At 31.1% G+C, this 15,827-nt stretch carries 15 protein-coding genes; 3 read left to right on the plus strand and 12 right to left on the minus strand.

From position 1 onward, the window contains the following. Positions 1–129: 129 nt before the first annotated feature. From MUN68_RS10560 to MUN68_RS10605, 10 genes are all read right to left on the minus strand, one after another. Complete coding sequence (locus MUN68_RS10560) at positions 130–1,854, minus strand: FG-GAP-like repeat-containing protein (RefSeq protein WP_249996576.1); 1,725 nt, start codon at positions 1,852–1,854, stop codon at positions 130–132. 112 nt (positions 1,855–1,966) lie between these two features. Next, positions 1,967–4,282, minus strand: a complete 2,316-nt coding sequence (locus MUN68_RS10565) for a T9SS type A sorting domain-containing protein (protein WP_249996575.1) — start codon at positions 4,280–4,282, stop codon at positions 1,967–1,969. 189 nt (positions 4,283–4,471) lie between these two features. Continuing rightward, positions 4,472–5,284, minus strand: coding sequence for an enoyl-ACP reductase FabI (locus MUN68_RS10570; protein WP_249996574.1), 813 nt, complete (start codon positions 5,282–5,284; stop codon positions 4,472–4,474). A 113-nt stretch (positions 5,285–5,397) separates the two neighbouring features. Further along, positions 5,398–7,050: a DNA repair protein RecN gene (gene recN, locus MUN68_RS10575; protein ID WP_249996573.1), complete on the minus strand. Its 1,653-nt coding sequence runs from the start codon at positions 7,048–7,050 to the stop codon at positions 5,398–5,400. Positions 7,051–7,143: 93 nt separating this feature from the next. Next, positions 7,144–8,031: a type IX secretion system protein PorD gene (porD, locus tag MUN68_RS10580; RefSeq protein ID WP_249996572.1), complete on the minus strand. Its 888-nt coding sequence runs from the start codon at positions 8,029–8,031 to the stop codon at positions 7,144–7,146. Continuing rightward, positions 8,024–9,235 carry a bifunctional phosphopantothenoylcysteine decarboxylase/phosphopantothenate--cysteine ligase CoaBC gene (gene coaBC / locus MUN68_RS10585; protein ID WP_249996570.1) on the minus strand — a complete coding sequence of 404 codons (1,212 nt, stop codon included), beginning with the start codon at positions 9,233–9,235 and terminating at the stop codon, positions 8,024–8,026. Before coaBC ends, porD begins: the two co-directional genes overlap by 8 nt. A gap of 2 nt (positions 9,236–9,237) precedes the next feature. Continuing rightward, positions 9,238–9,573 (minus strand): DNA-directed RNA polymerase subunit omega, encoded by a 336-nt coding sequence (locus tag MUN68_RS10590; protein ID WP_249996569.1) that lies wholly within the window; start codon positions 9,571–9,573, stop codon positions 9,238–9,240. Between the two features lie 11 nt (positions 9,574–9,584). After that, positions 9,585–10,400 carry an outer membrane protein assembly factor BamD gene (locus MUN68_RS10595; protein ID WP_249996568.1) on the minus strand — a complete coding sequence of 272 codons (816 nt, stop codon included), beginning with the start codon at positions 10,398–10,400 and terminating at the stop codon, positions 9,585–9,587. 123 nt (positions 10,401–10,523) lie between these two features. Further along, complete coding sequence (gene dapA, locus MUN68_RS10600; protein WP_249996567.1) at positions 10,524–11,402, minus strand: 4-hydroxy-tetrahydrodipicolinate synthase; 879 nt, start codon at positions 11,400–11,402, stop codon at positions 10,524–10,526. Then, positions 11,403–11,921, minus strand: coding sequence for a DUF6913 domain-containing protein (locus tag MUN68_RS10605; protein WP_249996566.1), 519 nt, complete (start codon positions 11,919–11,921; stop codon positions 11,403–11,405). Positions 11,922–11,993: 72 nt separating this feature from the next. Between MUN68_RS10605 and MUN68_RS10610 the strand changes: the two genes are divergently transcribed. After that, positions 11,994–12,749, plus strand: a complete 756-nt coding sequence (locus tag MUN68_RS10610) for a 5'-nucleotidase C-terminal domain-containing protein (protein ID WP_249996565.1) — start codon at positions 11,994–11,996, stop codon at positions 12,747–12,749. Positions 12,750–12,753: 4 nt separating this feature from the next. Beyond that, positions 12,754–13,665: a bifunctional metallophosphatase/5'-nucleotidase gene (locus tag MUN68_RS10615; protein ID WP_249996563.1), complete on the plus strand. Its 912-nt coding sequence runs from the start codon at positions 12,754–12,756 to the stop codon at positions 13,663–13,665. 13 nt (positions 13,666–13,678) lie between these two features. Here MUN68_RS10615 and MUN68_RS10620 read toward each other — a convergent pair whose 3' ends face one another. After that, positions 13,679–14,428 carry a hypothetical protein gene (locus MUN68_RS10620; RefSeq protein WP_249996562.1) on the minus strand — a complete coding sequence of 250 codons (750 nt, stop codon included), beginning with the start codon at positions 14,426–14,428 and terminating at the stop codon, positions 13,679–13,681. Positions 14,429–14,612: 184 nt separating this feature from the next. Between MUN68_RS10620 and MUN68_RS10625 the strand changes: the two genes are divergently transcribed. After that, positions 14,613–14,996, plus strand: a complete 384-nt coding sequence (locus MUN68_RS10625) for a DoxX family membrane protein (protein WP_249996561.1) — start codon at positions 14,613–14,615, stop codon at positions 14,994–14,996. Here the strand turns inward: MUN68_RS10625 and MUN68_RS10630 are convergent. Beyond that, positions 14,993–15,739, minus strand: coding sequence for a hypothetical protein (locus MUN68_RS10630; RefSeq protein ID WP_249996560.1), 747 nt, complete (start codon positions 15,737–15,739; stop codon positions 14,993–14,995). The two genes, MUN68_RS10625 and MUN68_RS10630, sit on opposite strands and share 4 nt — an antisense overlap. Positions 15,740–15,827 lie beyond the last annotated feature (88 nt).

Raw genomic sequence — 15,827 nt, forward strand, 5'->3', positions numbered from 1 at the left:
TAAGTTTATTTATTATTAACGAGGCTAAATGTATTGATTATCTGTTAAATAAGTAATCAGAAAGCTTCTAAAAATCAAAAATATAAAAATAATCGATAAAATACAAAAAATATCGATAAAGTGTAAAATTTAGTTTTTTATTAGTTTCTGTTGGTGTTTAGATTCAGTTGATGAAACAATAAGAATATACTGACCAATATGCAAATTAGAAATATCAATTTCTGTAGATGTTACATGATTTACAAATAATTTTGAAAACACCACTTGCCCAAGAGTATTTGTCAGTTTTATTTCTCGCATAGGTTTAGAATTTTCAATTGTTACAACATCTAAAACTGGATTTGGATAAATTTTAGGCTTTGAAGATATATAACTTTCAGAAGAAAGCTTTTCCCCTTCTACTAAATTCAAAGTTTGATTAACACTGACATTAAAATGGACATCCTCAATTCCGCTAAGCCAATTTACTTTTATATAATCGACATTGTCATGATCACCTAATCCAAAAATTTCAGAACTAGAATTCTGTCCTAAGTAGCCTTCACCACATAGTGTATATCTATATTGTTTGACACCATTAACTGAAATCTCAATGAGAGAACCTACACCCTTTTTATTACTTTGAGTGCCTACTAAATTTATTTTAAGCCAGTTATTGGTAGATTGTGTTTCGTTTTTCCAAACAAAAATATTATCATTATCAGCATTGCTAACTACTATATCAGAAAAACCATCATTATCTATATCACCTATCGCATTAGAATAACTTTCCCTATTATCATTTACAAAACCTGTTGTTGAAATTGTAAAATTTCCAAATCCATCATTTTCATAAAACGCTGCAGAAAGAAAGTTTGCATTTGAACCATCCAATAAACCACTAACATATAAATCTAAATCCATATCATTTTCAGCATCTAAAAATACGGCTCCCCAAGCTATACTTCCAAAATCAGTCCCATTAGCCACTGCTACATTAGTAAATGTTTCATCGCCATTATTCTGCAAAAAGATATTTCCGCTTGGTGTATTGGTAACATAAATATCTAACCAACCATCACTATTATAATCATCAATAGTCACAGACATTGCGTCTATATATAAATCTGTATTTGAAGATTCACTAACATCAGAAAATGTACCATCTCCATTATTTTTGTACAACACATTTTTATTACTGTCTCTATCTTTAGACACATAAATATCTTGTAAACCATCATTATTAAAATCAAAAAAGGCAGAACAAAATGACAAATTACTTGTATTCAAAATACCTGCAGTTTCACTAACATTAGAAAAGGTGCCATCTCCATTATTTTTATACAAATAATTAGGAATCACACCAGCTAGATCTCTGTTACTTAAAAAGACATCTAAAAATCCATCTTTATTGTAATCTCCCCAAGAAGCGCCATACGTTTTTATATTATCTGTAGGCAATTGGGATTGAATGGTAACATCTAAAAAATTATAATTACCATCATTACGGTATAACTTATTTCCACTTGCATTGCTAGTCACAAATACATCTAGGTGACCATCATTATCAAAATCAACCCAATTGACTTGTTTCATTTGAGATGTATTGGTAGGAATATTGAGAGTTTCTTCTATAAAAACACCATTCATATTTTTAAAGAATCGAATGGGTTCACCTGCTTGAGTTGCTAAAGTAATATCATCCCAACCATCATTATTATAGTCATAAAAAGTAATCCCATTTCCGATTGGAACATCTCCACATGACACACCTATACCTAATTCAGTAGCCCTATCTACAAAATTCAATTGAGCAAATCCATTAAATTGGAAAAAAAAACTACCTATAAAAACAAGCGCATATTTTTTAAACATAATTATATTTATTAAACTAAAATAGCCTTTTCAATATTACTAAATAAGTTCTAAAAAGCAAAAGAGGTTTTGCAAAAACAAAACCTCTTTTAATACTATTTATAAATACGTTTTAATCCTTAATAACTCTTACTATTTCAGTTACGTTATTAATAGTAACTTGAACAAAATAAGCCCCTTGAGTTAAGGCACTCATATCTAATTTACTTTCTAAAGCATTAGGAGATGTTTTAAGAACTTCTTGACCTAACATATTAAGAACAGAAACATTTTGAATCGTATTTTGAGCTCTTAATGTTAATTCATTATTAACTGGGTTAGGGAAATATGTAAATGCATTTTTATTTTCAAAATCTGTAGTAGATAATGTACTTTCAACTGAAACATCTAAAGTAAAATCACCAATAGCCGCTACAGAATTACCATCAACATAAATATAGTAATCTACTGTATTCCCTTCAGTCGCACTACTTTCCCAACAAAAAGTTGATAAAGATGCATTTTCTCCTCCATCATCATCACCACCTACACAAGTTAAATTAGCACAGTCTCCAGAAAAAACTAAAATTTCTGTATCAAATGGCGTAAGACTATTATCTGTTGTTACACTAATAGCCTCATCTGGTCCAGCTGTATAAACATACCATACACCATTAAAAAAGCCTACAAATCCAGTTCCAGCAGAACAACCAGTAGTTGCACTCCCACCTCCATTTTGACAAGCCGTTAAGCCTTCAATATTAGATGATGCAATTGTTGAACCTGTAATACTATCGCCATCATTCACTGCTATTGCATCAACACATGCATCGTTAGCTGGAGGACAAGCTGCTTGTGTTAAAACATCACTTGTTAAATTACAACTAGGATCATCGTTATCTGTAATTGAAATCACAACATCTGTTGCATTAACATAAGGCCCAAACGTAAACATTCCTGCTATACCTGTAGATTGTGTTGCACTACCTTGGTCGTCATTAATATCTATTGAAGTTGATGAGCCCATATTTGTTAAATCAACAAGAACATTAAAACCACCTGAATTATCACAATCATTTACAACACTATATGCAACAGTTGCATCTGTACATGAGTTTTCAGTAATATTCAAAGTATATGCTGTTGTTTGTGGAGTTGCCCAAGTTGAAATTACAATATAATAAGTTTCACTATTGGTTACTGCGAAATCAAACCCTAGAGGAACTATACCATCAACAAAATTATAAAAATCACCTTCCGCAGCACACATTACACCAATATCTGCACAATCATTATACACAAATATTCCTGTGTAAGTACTTCCAATATCAGTAAGGCTAATATTTATTGAGGTGTCAGATGCTGCAGTATACTCATACACAACGTCATCACCACTTAAGTAGTTATTACCGGTTCCACAATCTGCAACTCCTCCTGGAGCACCATCATAATCATTTCCATAATTACCTGTATCATCAGTTACAGAATAAGGTAAAGAAGCTACAACAATAGCAGACTCACATACATCACCTAAATTAGGTTGCGTCCATTGAACAGGACCAATCCAGTTTGAAGTGCCATCAGCTTCACAATCAGATTGTACATAAAATTCATATTCATTTCCAGGTATTAACATGGTTTCTGTATAAGGACTTGAAACACCTGAATACGTAGGTACCATTGTTTGTGTACCAGCTCCAGTGACGTCAACAATTTCAATATTCCATAATCCTGCTGAACCAATTTCTACCCATTCTAAAGTAACATCAGTTGTATTAAGTGTCGTTGCCGATAAGGTTGTAGGATCTGGACAAGAAGGTGGTGTTGCAGAAGCAATAGTAGGTGAATCAAAACAAAAACCATATTCCCATGCATTACCTCCATCAAAATCATCATCATAAAAAATTCGGTATCTAAAACCAGATAATTGAGTTGCTGTAAAGGTTGAAATATCCAAAACATCAGTTGTATATGGTTCAGAAGTTCCTGCACACATATCGCCAGTTGGCTGATCTACCGTTTCTCTTGCAGCATCAAATAAACCACCTGGATAATCCACCCAATTAGTAGCGTCAGCATCCCAATATTGAAACGTTAAGAGCTCTCCTACTACATCAACTCTATTGTATACATAATTACCTGCAATAGAAATCCAAGTTTCACCTGCACCAGCTGCTGCAGTTAAATCAATTACAGGAGATTCAGCTGCAATATCATCATAACTTTGATCACCACCAGTTGCGTTGGGATCGTCATTATAAGCAAAATTTGCTACCATTGTAGGATCTGCTTGAAAAGCATCTCCTGGATTAGGCGCAACAGTATAAGTTCCGGTTACCATCCAAGAAGCGTTAGGCCAATTGGCATTTTGGTTTAAGGTTTGTGCAACTACTTCGTTAGTAAAAACAAAAGTAAGTGCCAATACACATAATAAAGTAATTTTTTTCATATTTGAGTTAGTTTTAGTTTATAAAGGCATTAAATTAATCATATTAAAAATGAATTAATAAGTCTATAGCAGCAAATCGACTAAGTGCGTAAAAGATAGACAAAATACACTTTGTTTTATAAATTATTCAAATAAAAAAAGCCACTTATTCAAAAAGATAAGTGGCTTTTTTTATTTGTATGTTTTTAATTATTCAACAAATTTATCCATAACTGCATCACTAACTCCCATATTACTAAAACCTCCATCATTAAATAAATTTTGTAGTGTCACGCGTTTGGTTAAATCACTAAATAATGTAATGGTATAATTTGCACAATCCATAGCAGTAGCATTTCCTAAAGGCGACATTTTTTCAGCATACGAAATAAAACCATCAAATCCTTTAACGCCTTGTCCAGCTGTCGTTGGTGTTGGTGATTGTGAAATAGTATTCACTCTTACTTTTTTATCTCTTCCGAAGAAATAACCAAAACTACGCGCTATACTTTCTAAATAGGCTTTATTATCTGCCATATCATTATAATCTGGAAATACACGTTGCGCTGCCATATAGGTTAGAGCGACAATACTTCCCCATTCGTTCATTGCATCAGCCTTATAAAGTGTTTGCATCACTTTATGAAAAGACATTGCAGAAACATCTGTCCCTTTTTGAGTCCAATCGTATTTTTGATCTGTATATGGTCTTCCTTTTCTAACATTAACAGACATGCCAATAGAGTGTAATACAAAATCAATTTTACCACCAAGAATTTCCATAGATTGTTCTACAAGGTTTTGTAAATCTTCTTCAGAGGTTGCATCTGCAGGAATGATTTGAGAACCTGTTTTTTCGGCCAATTCATTTATTTGTCCCATTCGCATTGCAATTGGTGCATTTGTTAATACAAATGTTCCGCCTTCTTCATGTACGCGTTCTGCTGTTTTCCAAGCTATAGAATTAGCATCTAATGCTCCAAATATGATTCCCTTTTTTCCTTTTAATAAATTGTATGACATGTTTTATTTGTTTAGTTGTTTCTTATAAAGCTGCTTAGTCGTTTATGACCCAAACAAATTATAATTTCAAAGTTAAGAAAACTTTAAACTATAAACTTTAAACTTTGATTTTTTTAATTTAGTAATTCCTTTGCATGTGCTATTGCAGAAGTAGTTACATCTGTTCCTCCTAACATTTGAGCAATTTCAACAATACGATCGTTTGGACTTAATTGTTTTAATTGTGTTTGAGTGACATTATTAATATCTTCTTTAAATACTTTAAAATGCGTATCGCCTTTAGCTGCTATCTGAGGCAAATGTGTAATTGTAAATACTTGCATTGACTTGCTCATTTGTTGCATGATGGTTGCCATTTTGTTCGATATTTCCCCCGAAACACCTGTGTCAATTTCATCAAACATGATGGTAGGCAATTGCATATATTTTGACAATATTGATTTTATAGCTAGCATAATTCTAGACAACTCTCCTCCAGAAGCAGACTTTTTAAGCTCATTAAATTGACCACCTTTATTTGCTGAAAACAAAAACTGAAGCTCATCTCGTCCATTATTCAAAAAAGTATCTGCAGGATTTAATTGAATATTAAATTTAGCGTTAGGCATTCCTAGAGTAGCTAATATTGATTCTAATTGAGATATTAATTTAGGAATAATGACTGTTCTGTTTTTATGAATATGATCTGATTCAACCATCAATTTTGATTGTAACAAACTAATAGCTTCTTCTTTTTTTGAAATTATAGTATCCAAATTTTCTGTTTCAAAAACCACTGCATTTAATTCTTCTTTAATTTGAAGTAACTCTTCAATACTTGATACAGTATGCTTTTGCAACAAGTTATTTATAATTTGAAGTTTTGCATTTACCTGTTCTAATCGATTAGGATTAGCCTCTAATTGATCTTCTAAGTTTTCAATTTCTGAAAACACATCATCTAATTCGATTAAACTACTTTGTATACGCTCAAAAATTGAATTATATTCACTTGAATACTCAGAAATCTTTGAAAAATGAGTCTTTAATTGGCCTATAAGTGCAATAATTCCTATGTCTTCATTTCCCAATAAACCATTAGATGTGGATAACTTTTCTTTAATTTCTTCAACATTATTAAGCGTTTCATATTCTATCTCCAAAGTCTCTAATTCTCCAGAAATCAACTTTGCTTCTTCGAGTTCGTTAAGGAGAAAACTTTGGTAATCCAGTTCTTTTAATGCATTATTTTTTTTAACCTGAAGGTCTTCTAGCTCTATTTTTAAGCCTTTGAATTCTTTTAACAGCGAACTATAAGTTATTAACGCTTTTTCATTTTTAGCTAAAGCATCGATAACCTGAAACTGAAAATTATCATTTGTGAGTTGCAAGGTTTGATGTTGAGAATGAATATCGAGTAACCGTTCTCCTAAAATCTGCAAGCTATTTAAGTTTACTGGAGTATCATTTATAAACGCTCTAGATTTTCCTGAAGGTAAAATTTCTCTTCTAATTATTGTTTGAGTCTCATAATCGAGATCTTCTGTCTTAAAGACCGACTTTAAATTATACTTAGCAATATCAAAAGTAGCTTCAATGACACATTTTTTTGAATTGTCTTTCACGCTACTCAAATCAGCTCGTTTGCCTAAAACAAGTGATAATCCTCCTAAAAGAATAGATTTACCAGCTCCTGTTTCACCAGTAATAATTGTAAGTCCTGTATTAAAACTTACATTTAATTCATCTATGAGAGCGTAATTTTTTATTGTTAAATTGGTAAGCATACAATGAGTTAAAGACGTACTACAAAATTACTTTTTGCATCTTATAGTAAAGACCAAATATGAAATATAAAAATAAGCATAAAAACGTAAACTCTAGAAATTAATGTTACGCCATTTTGAAGCATGCATAGGCGCAATTCTTGTCAGAGTAGACACTAAATCTGAAATATTAACCGTAGGACCACCACTAAATATATCTTCAATTTCTTCCGATTTTGCATCAAAAAAGACACGCATTAAATATGAATTTGGTCGCCTGTTATTCATTTCTTTTAAAGACCCTACACTTTTAGCGATGGCTAATTTACCTTCTTTGGCACCACTATTCATTACATCAAGGCCTTCACGATGGTATAGATAAAGCACATCTCTAAATTCTTTATATGTATCAGATAAAATATTATCTATTAAAATAAAACGAGATTGGTTACCATCTTCAAGTTTCCAACCATCATAATTTCCTTGTTGTGAATAATTCAAAATAACTTGTGCTTGAGAATAATATTCTGCGCCACCTTTAGGAGCAAACGTATCAGCATCCATACCTAAAATCATATATACATGAAACGCTAAAACAGAAATTAAATTAGATTCAAACTGTTTAGGGTTGTACACCATATTTTGAAATTCTAAATACTTAAAATTAAAATCTTTGTCATTATAGTTATATACAGGAGTACTGTATGAAGACCCATAAACTGGTCTCGCAGATTGTACTTGAATGGTTGCTTGAAAAGCATCGTTATTATAATCAGAAATATTAATTACCATACTGCAATTAATACGCTCTTGAGGCTTAAACGTTTTTTTTGTCCAAGTTGTATTATTAATAAATTCTTTCAGTTGTCGTTCAAGTGTTTTAAATACTTGTACGTTTTCATTTCCTGTAAATTGAGCGTTTACAATAACTTCGCAATTCAGTTCTTGTGAAAATGATTGAATAGAAAATGTTAGTATTACTAAATAAATAAATTTACGCATGCTGTTGTTTAATAATTTGTTGCATTAAGTCTTGAGCTACTTCTGTTTTAGATTTAAGTTGGTGCTCTATTACCTGCTCTGTATCTGTTATAAAAGTAACTTTATTTGTTGAACCACCAAAACCTGCTCCTTTATCATTGAGAGAATTTAATACAATAAGGTTTAAATTCTTGACCTTTAACTTCCCTTTTGCATTATCAAGTTCATTATTGGTTTCTAAAGCAAAGCCTACTAAAAACTGATGTTTTTTAATAGCTCCTAATGATTTTAAGATGTCTTTTGTTTTCTCCAACTCAATACTAAACGTTGATGCTGCCTTTTTTATTTTTTTATCTGAAACATTTTTTGGTTTATAATCAGCTACAGCTGCTGAAAGAACAGCAATATCTGCCGCATTAAAATGCGAATGTGCAGCATCATACATCTCTGAAGCACTTGTTACATGTGCTACATTTATTAAACTGTGTGATACTTTTTGATGCGTTGGACCAGTAATTAGATATACCTCAGCTCCTAAATTGGCTGCGGCTTTTGCGATTTCGAATCCCATTTTTCCACTAGAATGATTTCCAATAAATCGTACTGGATCAATAGCTTCATAAGTTGGACCAGCAGTAATTAGTATCTTTTTTCCACGAAGAGGAAGTTGATCTAATACATCTTTTTCAATAAACGCAACAACATCTTCAGGTTCAGCCATTCGACCTTCTCCTACTAGACCACTAGCTAACTCACCTGAAGTCGCAGGAATTATAATATTACCAAATGATTTTAATTTTTCAAAGGATGCTAATGTCGATTGATGCTTGTACATATCTAAGTCCATCGCAGGTGCAAAATACACAGGACATTTTGCAGATAAATAGGTTGCTAACAACAAATTATCACAAGTACCATTTGCCATTTTAGACATCGTATTTGCTGTGGCTGGTGCAATAATAAAAAGATCTGCCCAAAGTCCGAGTTCGACATGATTGTTCCACATCTCATTATCATCGTCTTCATTAGTAAACGAAGAATGCACTGGATTTTTAGATAAGGTAGAAAGCGTTAAAGGCGTTATGAAGTCTTTAGCAGCAGGTGTCATAACGACTTTTACGTTGGCACCTGCTTTTATAAATAGCCTAACAAGGCCTGCAGTTTTGTAAGCAGCAATACCACCAGTAATCCCTAATAGTATGTTTTTACCACTTAAAATTGACATGCTTATTTTTCAGTAACATCATCGTCTGTATTTCTATAGTAGATTTTATCATCTAACCATTCTTGTACAGCTAACGCATGAGGTTTAGGTAATTTTTCGTAGAATTTTGACACTTCAATTTGTTCTTTGTTTTCAAAGATTTCTTCAAGACTATCATTGTAAGTAGCAAATTCTTCTAGCTTATCTACTAATTCTCTTCTGATATCCGTATTGATTTGTTCGGCTCTTTTAGATATCACAGAAATTGCTTCATAGATATTGTCTGTAGGCTCATCAATAATATTTCTATCATAAGTTTGCGTTGAAACTGGAGCATTGGTTTTCTTTAAATCTGTCATAGTATATATGATTAACTTTTGGTATTGAATTGTTGTGATTCGGTTTTTAGGTCCTCATTCATTTTTTCGACTTCTTCAGTTCTTTCAGAATTTGGATAATATTTATGAAACGTATTATAATAGCCTTTAGCTATCTCTAATCTTTCTTCTTTTTTACTTTTCACACTATTTATTGCTAATTTATAAGCAGAATCTAATCGAAAAAACATGGCTTCTTCTCTAAAACTAGTTCCTGGATAATCTACTAAGAAATTATCGAATGCTTTAATTGCAGCTTCATAATCTGAAGATTCAAAATAAGCAATTTTATTATATTGTTTAGCGATTTCAAAAGCTTTCTTTTCAAGTTTAAAATCTAATTCTTTAATGAGCACATTTGCCTCAGCTAAATAGTCTGAATCTGGATACTTATTAATAAATAACTGTAATTTCTCAAGAGCTTCAACAGTTTCTCTTTGTTCTTTTGAATAGACAGGAGACAACATATAGTAACTTTTAGCTGACAAAAAAGATGCTTCTTGAGCTTTATCACTTCTTGGATAACTATTTTCAAAACGTTCAAAATGGTATCCTGAAATATGATAATCTTTTAATTCATATGAACACATAGCACTCATAAACATCAATCTCTCTGCTTGAGGTTTACCTCTATATTTTGGTACGACTTGATCAAAAAGCTTATTAGCTTTCGAATACTTACCATTTTCGAATAACTTAGTAGCCATATCTAGTTTAACCTTAACGTCTTCAGATTTCAAGGCTTTTTGGTACTCACTACAAGACGATAGTGTAATGGCTAATATAAGGATGTAAACAAATTTCTTCATAAATAAAAAACAGGTTGCAAAAGTACGCATTTCTAGCGTATAATAAAAACTAATATTTGATGCTAAAATAAACGTTGAAAACAGAGCATAAGTATGTTTAAGTATATTTTAACTTTTTAAAAATTAACCGAGTACTTGAAGAGCTTCTTTTATTTCTTCTTTCAATGTTTTTGTTGCTTCTACTAACGGCAATCTTACATTCGATTTAGCGAGATTAAGCGTTTCTAAAACTGCTTTTATTCCTGCAGGATTATTTTCAGAAAAAATTAAACTCGTTATATCCATCAATTTAAAGTGAATGGCATAAGCTTGCTTAGCATGTCCTTCTAATCCTAATCGAATCATTTCAGAAAATTGCTTTGGCAACGCTTGCCCTATTACAGAAATAACACCTGCTCCACCAGCTAAAACAACACCTAGCACCAAATCATCATCTCCTGAAATTATCAAGAAATCATCAGGTTTATCTCTTAATAATTTTAAGTACTGATGCACATTGTTTCCAGCTTCTTTTACTGCTATTATATTATTGAAATCTTTTGCTAAACGCAATGTTGTTTCTGGCGACATGTTTGATGAAGTACGTCCAGGAACATTATACATTATAATATCAATTGGACAAGCCTTAGATATCGCTTTAAAATGTTGATATATGCCTTCTTGTGTAGGTTTACTATAATATGGAGAAACAGAAAGAATCCCATCAATCTCACTTAAATTAGTGGATTCAATTTCATTGATAACTTCTGCAGTGTTATTACCACCAATTCCTAATACCAAAGGCACTCTACCTTTATTAGCTGAGATGATTGTAGCACTAATATCTTTCTTTTCTTCTTTTGTTATGGTTACACTTTCTCCTGTTGTACCAGAAATAACAATATAATCTATACCGTTTTCAATATTAAAGTCTACCAAATTCCTTAGTGCTTCATGATCTACAGATAAATCATCTTTAAAAGGTGTAATTATGGCGATTCCTGTACCTTGAAATTTTGTCATTTATAATTTATTTAAAACCGTTAAGTATTTTTTTAATTCAATTTTAAAAAGTTGAAATTCTTTAGTTTGAACATCTATCATTAAATCAAATACACGTTTATCATCTTGAATTAAACCGACTTTAAAATTGGCTTTTGAAGCTGTAGTAATCAGCTTTAATTCTAAACTTTCATTTTTATAAAAACTAATTAAAACATCAAATTCAGTATCGATAAAAGATTGTAAATCGATGTTATTTATTTTGCCTTTCCATCCAAAATCTTTAGGATTAAAATACGTATCCCAAAGTGGATTTGCATCTTTAACATCATCAATAAATGCGATTACTTTAGTCTTTGCTGGTGAAATCCCAAGTTCATTAAAAAAGCTTCTAAAAGCATCAAAATCTGAAAATTCAGTCATATTCAAAATAACGCCAACCGAATTCATTTTCCTATTACTAACTGCTACTTGTCGTGCATTTAGCAATTTGTTAATATATTTTTGATTAGAATTTGCCTTAAATGCCTTTAAAATCATTTATATTTATGCTTTGTACAAATGTAGTAAAAAAGTCGCTGCATGTTTTGTTAACAATTGCATAAATCCCTTATGAAAAACATCTTTTTTTTAATAGGCTTATCCTTAATTCTGTTTACGTCTTGCAAGTCTAATAATCTCTATAAAATTGAAGGTAGACAAATTGCCATTACAGATAGTCTTAAGACCAATCAATCTATAGAAGATTACATAAAACCTTACAGAATTCAGATTAATAAAAGCCTTGATAGTGTGATTTCATATGCCAAAGACACCTATTCAAAAAAAGACGGTTTCCTCAACACTGCCATAGGCAATATGATGGCAGATGCTGTATATGAGCAATCAAATCCAATATTTAAAGCAAGAACTGGACATACAATAGATTTGGTTTTACTTAATCATGGAGGTATTCGTTCTATTATTTCTAAAGGAAATATTACAACTAGAACTGCTTATAATGTCATGCCTTTTGAAAACTCAGTGGTCGTTGTTACAATGAAAGGCAATAAAGTCAAAGAATTAGTTGATTATTTAGTTAGAGATCAACGTCCACATCCAATATATGGATTACAAATTGTTTTAAATGAAGACTTACAGTTAAAATCAGCGACTATTAATGGCAAAAATATTGAAGACAATAAAAGCTATTACGTTGCAACAAATGATTATTTATATAGTGGTGGTGATAAAATGATCTTTTTTAAGCCAAATGAACATTTAGATGACCTTAACTATAAAATTAGAAATGTATTAATCGATTATTTCACAAAAAAAGACACAATTGCACCTGTAATTGATGACCGATTTATACAAATAAAACACTAGCCCAATGAAAAGAAGAGCGTTTATTCAACAAACAACTGCAGCTACTGCTTTAATCGGACTTGGTGGTTTTGGTTTATCGTCATTTAAATCGTCACAGAAAAAAATCACAATTTTACACACCAACGATGTGCATAGCCACGTTGACCCATTTGGTCCCAACGATGGTAGAAATCCAAATAAAGGTGGCGTAGCTAGACGTGCTAGTTTAATTACTTCTATAAGAAAAGAAAATCCAAATACCTTATTATTAGATGCAGGTGACATTTTTCAAGGCACACCTTATTTTAATTATTATGGAGGTGAGCTAGAATTTAAACTAATGAGCATGCTTAAATATGATGTTGCAACCATAGGAAATCATGACTTTGACAATGGTATTGATGGGTTATTTGCACAATTACCTCATGCAGATTTCGACTTTGTTTCGGCAAATTATGATTTTTCAAATACTATTATGGATACGCATGTCAAGCCATATAAAATCATAATTAAAGATGGAATTAAAATCGGAATATTCGGTTTAGGTGTTCAACTAACCGGATTAGTAAATCAAGACTTATACAAAGAAACCGTCTACAATGATCCTACTGAAACCGCTCAAGATATGAGTCGGATTTTAAAAGAAGACGAACACTGCGATCTTATTATTTGTTTATCCCATTTAGGTTATGATTATAGTAATAAGCCTCATAGAATAAGTGATTTAAAACTGGCTGAAGCAACAAAAGATATTGATTTGATTATTGGTGGTCACACACATACATTCTTAGACAAACCAACTGTTGTAAAAAATAAAAATGGCAAAAAAACGCTAGTAAATCAAGTTGGTTGCTACGGAATTAATTTAGGTAAAATTGATTTCTATTTTGATTCTAATAAAAATAAATCAGCTAATGGCACATCAATTATTGTTTAAAACAATGATTCATTTAATCTAATACTCCATCAACTCTAATATCACGCAATTCCTGAGTTGTTTGCACAAAATAATCGCTAAACTTCATTTTCTCATCTTCATTCACCATAGTATGGTGATCATAAACATACTTATACAACAGAAACAAGCCGCTTATATGAAGCGTTCTTTCAAAGACTTCAAACAACCAATAATAGATATATAACGTATTGATATAATCTAAAACATCAGCAAAAACAAAACAAAATACCATTAATAAAAAAGTGATGGATTGCCCAGTCTCTTTACTTAAATAGACAGCAAAAGAAAGATAAGTCAATGCTATTAAAGTTATTCCATGAAATACATACAACACTAAATTTACTTCGTCTACAAAATTTTCTTTTGCAACCTCGAAAAGCACATATAAAAAATAAGAATTTAGTAATAATACGAGGATTAAATAGACAGATACTAGGCTATCAAATTTTATTTTTTTAAGCTTTCCAAGCAATATAAAAATTAGCAATAAATAAGCTCCAATATACATGCTTTTAGAGAGTTTTAGCATGATCTCACCAAAACTAAACACTGCAAAAGCATCTCCTATAAAAAATATTAAAAACGTAGTTAAAAACACATTCGCCATTGTATTCAATTGACAAAAATAGAAAGTCATCAAAATGGTAACAGTAATAAGCTTGACCGTTTTAGGCACCATTATAGAATTGAAATAAGTTGCTACTGCAGAACACAAAACAATGACTACAAGAACAAGAACCATAATCAAATTTGGTTTAAATTTACGGGCTTTTTTCATGATATTTCTAATAAGTAGGTAAGCAAACATACAAAAAAACATGTAGTTAAACGGTATTTATACGTATTTTATCGATTATAATGATGATTTCAACCTGTTTTTGTAGTTTTTTTGAAATGTTACGTCTAATCATTAAATCATAATTAGCATGAAAAAATATTTTCCATTAGTTTTAAGAATAATAGTTGCAATAATTTTGATTCAAACGTTGAGATTTAAGTTTTCTGCTCATCCTGATAGTGTTTACATTTTCACCAAAGTAGGATTAGAACCTATTGGTAGAATTGGTATTGGAATTGCAGAACTTATTGCTGGTATTTTACTTTTTTTTAGAAAAACTGCTTGGACTGGAGCAATATTAACACTAGGAATTATTGGAGGTGCAATTATGATGCATCTCACAAAATTAGGAATCGAAATACATGGTGATGGTGGTGTTTTGTTTGGTACAGCTATAGTAACTTTTATACTTTCTGGGATTATACTATATAGTTACAGAAAAGACATTCCAATAATTGGCAAACGACTTTAATCTGAAACAGGTATATCAACATCCTGTTGACTATAATCTACTATTTGTCTATTTTCTAGACGTGATTGTAAATAAAAGAACAGAAAAGCAAACACTAAAAACAAAGAGCACAGAACATTAAGTAAATTAAATTCTGCAATATAAAAGTAAGCAAGCTGAATGACTTCAGAAAACATAATACAAATAGTCCCAAGAAGTAAGTTCATCGATTTTTTATCATCTTTAGACATATAATTTATAAGCGCTAATGCCATTAATAGCATAATTACTGCGTTATAAAATAACTCCAAGTAGTATTCATTAGTATTAAATTCTTTTTTAGCTGTATCTGAAACGAAATACACAAAAAATAAACTGAGTACAAATAACAAAACAATTTGAATTGGAAATTTAACAACTATTCTTTTCATGTTCATTCCAACTGTAATTCTAGCTACTAAAAACAAGTAAGACAATATATAAAGGGTATTCCCTATATAATAATAATAGTCTATTTCTTCAGCTATATCTAAGTCAACTACCCATGTAAAGTAATTAAATACTTCAGCTAAAACGAAGACTATTAAAAAGGATAAGAAAAGAGGATGTCTATTTTTTATTCTAATTACATATAAGGCAGTCAGCATAACAATAGTTAAAGCTCTCACTCCAGCAGCCTCAACTTCAAGACCCTTGAACTGTAATCCAAGAAAAAACAAACTAAGAACTAAAGTAAGCGCTCCTAAAAATTTCCCTATCTGCATATTATTATCTCATTATTAATGAAGCAAATATAAAAATAACTTGATATTAAACGTTTAAAATCTTATTTAATCGATAAGATACATTTAA

Source organism: Psychroserpens ponticola (genome assembly GCF_023556315.2).
Classification (GTDB): Bacteria; Bacteroidota; Bacteroidia; order Flavobacteriales; family Flavobacteriaceae; genus Psychroserpens; species Psychroserpens ponticola.

Coding starts and splice junctions, on each gene's coding strand:
- MUN68_RS10570 (WP_249996574.1), bottom strand. CDS start 5,284: ATGTCATACAATTTATTAAAAGGAAAAAAGGGAATCATATTTGGAGCA.
- MUN68_RS10590 (WP_249996569.1), bottom strand. CDS start 9,573: ATGACAGATTTAAAGAAAACCAATGCTCCAGTTTCAACGCAAACTTAT.
- porD (WP_249996572.1), bottom strand. CDS start 8,031: ATGCGTAAATTTATTTATTTAGTAATACTAACATTTTCTATTCAATCA.
- recN (WP_249996573.1), bottom strand. CDS start 7,050: ATGCTTACCAATTTAACAATAAAAAATTACGCTCTCATAGATGAATTA.
- MUN68_RS10560 (WP_249996576.1), bottom strand. CDS start 1,854: ATGTTTAAAAAATATGCGCTTGTTTTTATAGGTAGTTTTTTTTTCCAA.
- MUN68_RS10595 (WP_249996568.1), bottom strand. CDS start 10,400: ATGAAGAAATTTGTTTACATCCTTATATTAGCCATTACACTATCGTCT.
- MUN68_RS10620 (WP_249996562.1), bottom strand. CDS start 14,428: ATGGTTCTTGTTCTTGTAGTCATTGTTTTGTGTTCTGCAGTAGCAACT.
- dapA (WP_249996567.1), bottom strand. CDS start 11,402: ATGACAAAATTTCAAGGTACAGGAATCGCCATAATTACACCTTTTAAA.
- MUN68_RS10605 (WP_249996566.1), bottom strand. CDS start 11,921: ATGATTTTAAAGGCATTTAAGGCAAATTCTAATCAAAAATATATTAAC.
- MUN68_RS10565 (WP_249996575.1), bottom strand. CDS start 4,282: ATGAAAAAAATTACTTTATTATGTGTATTGGCACTTACTTTTGTTTTT.
- MUN68_RS10630 (WP_249996560.1), bottom strand. CDS start 15,739: ATGCAGATAGGGAAATTTTTAGGAGCGCTTACTTTAGTTCTTAGTTTG.
- MUN68_RS10615 (WP_249996563.1), top strand. CDS start 12,754: ATGAAAAGAAGAGCGTTTATTCAACAAACAACTGCAGCTACTGCTTTA.
- MUN68_RS10610 (WP_249996565.1), top strand. CDS start 11,994: ATGAAAAACATCTTTTTTTTAATAGGCTTATCCTTAATTCTGTTTACG.
- MUN68_RS10625 (WP_249996561.1), top strand. CDS start 14,613: ATGAAAAAATATTTTCCATTAGTTTTAAGAATAATAGTTGCAATAATT.
- coaBC (WP_249996570.1), bottom strand. CDS start 9,235: ATGTCAATTTTAAGTGGTAAAAACATACTATTAGGGATTACTGGTGGT.